This window comes from Microbacterium sp., from assembly GCF_030149085.1.
Lineage (GTDB): Bacteria > Actinomycetota > Actinomycetes > Actinomycetales > Microbacteriaceae > Microbacterium.
The window spans coordinates 1-3490 of sequence record NZ_JASBSF010000175.1; the positions used below are offsets into that span (position 1 = coordinate 1).

Below are 3490 nucleotides of genomic sequence, written 5' to 3' on the forward strand. Positions count from 1 at the left end.
GAGCGACCTGTTCCGTACTGGAGTCATCGCCGACCGGCAAGACCGGCTCAACGAGTTCAACGAGACGGCGAAAGATACGGGCAGCCTGACTTTCAGCGCTGCGGCCGGTGAGTTCGCTCCGTTTGCGATCGCCACGCTGGAGAGCGGCGCGATCGTCGCGGTCAGCATCGCCGAGACAGATACCGTCAAGCCGACCAACGCGGACGCGGTCATCAAGCTGGACAACAACGCGACGGTGAAGACTCTCGCGGGCGCTGACCAGTCGGCATCCGGGTTCTCGACGACCTTCAGTGACCAGCTCTTCTTCTACGTGCCCGAGAAGGGATCGAGCGAACCGATCCGTCTTCTGGGCTACTCGAGTTCGATTCTGAAAGGCTCTGTGCTGTGACACTTCCCGGCTCCAACGTTCCTCTCCGGGGCGCCGTCGACCTCTCAGCCCTGCGCAACCGTCCGGCGGCTCCATCCCCGAGCGAGCCTGCTGCCGGCGCTCCTGCAGACGGGAACGCCACGCGTCTGGTGATCAACGTCACCGACGCGATGTTCCCCGACGTTCTGGAGCTGTCCAAGACGGTGCCCGTGGTCGTTGACCTCTGGGCCGAGTGGTGCGGGCCTTGCAAGCAGCTCAGCCCGGTCCTCGAGCGCGTTGTCACCGAGTACGCGGGTCGCGTGGTCCTGGCAAAGGTCGACGTCGACGCCAACCCGCAGCTTGCTCAGGCATTCCGCGCCCAGTCGATCCCGATGGTCGTGGCCCTGGTCGGCGGGCAGGCCGTGCCGTTGTTCACGGGCGCCGTTCCCGAGCAGCAGGTGCGCGAAGTCTTCGCCCAGTTGCTGCAGCTCGCTGCGCAGAACGGCGTTACCGGAACAGTCGGGGCAGGAGACCCGGGCGCTACCGATGACGATGCTGCTGTCGAACCGGCGCTGCCGCCGCTTCACGCGGAGGCCTTTGCTGCGATCGAGTCCGGGGATTATGCGGCGGCGATCTCTGCGTACGAGCGTGCTCTCGCCGAGAACCCGCGCGACGCAGAGGCGCGGGCGGGTCTTGCGCAGGTGCAGCTTCTCTCACGCGTCCAGGATGCCGACCTCCAGGCTGCGCGTGCGGCGGCAGCCTCTGCACCCACCGACGTCGATGCTCAGCTCCTGGTCGCCGACCTCGATCTTTCCGGCGGCCACGTTGAGGATGCCTTTGATCGACTGCTGGACCTCTTCGCGGCATTGCCCGACGATGTGCGCGCGCCCGTGCGGGAACGCCTGCTCGAGTTGTTCGGAATCGTGGGCGACGACGACCCGCGCGTCATCCGGGCGCGCAGTCGCCTCGCCTCGCTGCTCTTCTAGGAGCGGTTCTTCGAGCAGCGCAGTGCGGCGGCTCTCGCCTCATCAGTCGCGGATCGTCGAGGGGACGCGCGCCTGCGGGTCGTAGCGCAACCAGATGACGCTCGTTGCGGGCAGCACCATTGACGCTCTGCCGTCCTCCGCGGCAACAACCATCCCGAGATTGCCGACGCCGGCACCCCCGTATTCGTGGGCATCGGTGTTGAGGATCTCGCGCCAGACTCCACTGTGGGGAAGATCGAGCGCGTAGTTCGAGAGCGTCGATCCCGAGAAGTTGCACACGGCGGCGACGATGTTGCCGTCCCAATCCCGTCGGGTGAAGGCGAGCACGTTCGGGTTCCACGTCGGAGCGCCGATGCGCGAGAACGCTGACCCGTCGTTGTCGCGACTCCACAGGGGCGGGTTCGCGCGGTAGGTGCCGTTGACGGCGCCGACGAAGTCTTGGAGCTGGCGGTGGGTCGGCTGGTCGAGGGTCCACCAGTCGAGGCCGCGCGATTCGGACCACTCCGCCATCTGCCCGAACTCCTGCCCCATGAAAAGCAGCTGCTTTCCGGGGTGCGCCCACATATAGGCGAGAAACGCGCGCATGTTCGCGAGCTTGGCGGCATGATCACCGGGCATCCGAGAGAACAGACTCCCCTTGCCGTGGACGACCTCGTCGTGGCTGATGGGAAGAACGTAGTTCTCGCTGAACGCGTAGACGAACGAGAAGCTCAGCTCACCCTGGTGGTATGAGCGGTAGAGCGGGTCCCGCTTGATGTAGTCGAGGCTGTCGTTCATCCACCCCATGTTCCACTTGAAACCGAAGCCGAGTCCGGCGTGGTCTGTGGGGGCGGTAACGCCCGGGAAGCTCGTCGACTCCTCGGCCATCATGCTGATGCCGGGGAACGTCTTGTAGCACGTCGCGTTGACCTCTTGGAGGAAGCGGATCGCCTCGAGGTTCTCTCGCCCGCCGTGGATGTTCGGTTCCCACTCGCCCGGGTTACGGGAGTAGTCGAGGTAGAGCATCGAGGCGACGGCATCCACGCGAAGCCCATCGACGTGGAACTCGTCGTACCAGTAGAGCGCGTTGGCGACCAGGAAGTTCCGGACTTCGTTGCGTCCGTAGTCGAAGATGAGCGTTCCCCAGTCCTTGTGCTCACCGCGACGTGGGTCAGGATGCTCGTACAGCGCCCTTCCGTCGAACTTCGCGAGCGCGAACTCGTCTTTGGGAAAGTGTCCGGGGACCCAGTCCATGATGACGCCGATGCCCGCCTGGTGTAGGCGATCGATGAGGTATTTGAGGTCGTCGGGGCTGCCGAACCTGCTCGTGGGTGCGAAGTAGCCCGTGACCTGATAGCCCCAGGAACCGCCGAACGGATGCTCGGCGAGGGGCAGGAACTCCACGTGGGTGAAGCCGAGTGCGTTGATGTGCTCGATGAGCGGGTCGGCTGCGTCGCGATACGACAGGCCGGGGCGCCACGAACCGAGATGCACCTCGTAGATCGACATGGGCTCAGTCACGGGGCGGCTCTTGGAGCGCCGCGCGATCCAGCCCGAGTCATCCCAGCGGTAGGAGGATACGGTGACGACCGATCCGGTGGCCGGTGGAACCTCGGCTCGCCGGGCCAGAGGGTCCGCTTTCAGCCGCCACTGCCCGTCCGGTCCCTGGATCTCGTACTTGTAGACGGTTCCCTCGCCAACAGCCGGGATGAACAGCTCCCAGACCCCCGAGTCGCCCATCGAGCGCATCGCGTGCGCTGCACCGTCCCATCCGTTGAAATCGCCCACGACGCGCACCGCGCGCGCGTTGGGCGCCCAGACGGCGAACGAGGTGCCATGGCTGTCTTCGTGGGTGCGGACGTGAGAACCCAGGACGTCCCAGAGCCGTTCGTGACGTCCCTCGCGAATCAGGTGCAGATCGAGTTCACCGATGGTCGGGGAGTGGCGGTAGGGGTCGTCAGCCCGGTAGTCGGGCCCGTCGTCGTAGGACGCGTCGATTCGGTACGAACCGAGCGGTCCGGTGACCGTGCCCTCCCAGATGCCCGCAGCGACGTGTTCGAGCCTGGCGCGTTTGCCCCCATCGAACACGGCAGTGACGGTCGCCGCGAGGGGCCGGCGGGTCCGAATCACCCAGGTGTTCTTGCCCGCGGGATGGATGCCGAGAACGCTGTGCGGGTCG

Annotated in this window: 2 protein-coding genes and 1 pseudogene; 2 read left to right on the forward strand and 1 reads right to left on the reverse strand. The window is 65.8% G+C overall.

Annotation, left to right across the window (positions count from 1 at the left end):
* Both Q1V87_RS07050 and Q1V87_RS07055 read left to right on the forward strand, forming a co-directional pair.
* Positions 1–388: pseudogene (locus Q1V87_RS07050) on the forward strand (glycosyl transferase); the annotation flags it as partial.
* On the forward strand, positions 385–1332 hold the full coding sequence (locus Q1V87_RS07055; RefSeq protein ID WP_300591459.1) for a tetratricopeptide repeat protein: 948 nt from the start codon (positions 385–387) through the stop codon (positions 1330–1332). The pseudogene Q1V87_RS07050 and the gene Q1V87_RS07055, both read left to right, overlap by 4 nt.
* 42 nt (positions 1333–1374) lie before the next feature.
* On the opposite strand, the gene glgB is transcribed toward Q1V87_RS07055, so the two are convergent.
* Positions 1375–3490 (reverse strand): 1,4-alpha-glucan branching protein GlgB (gene glgB / locus Q1V87_RS07060; RefSeq protein WP_300591460.1); only part of this gene is annotated, 2116 nt, incomplete at its 5' end.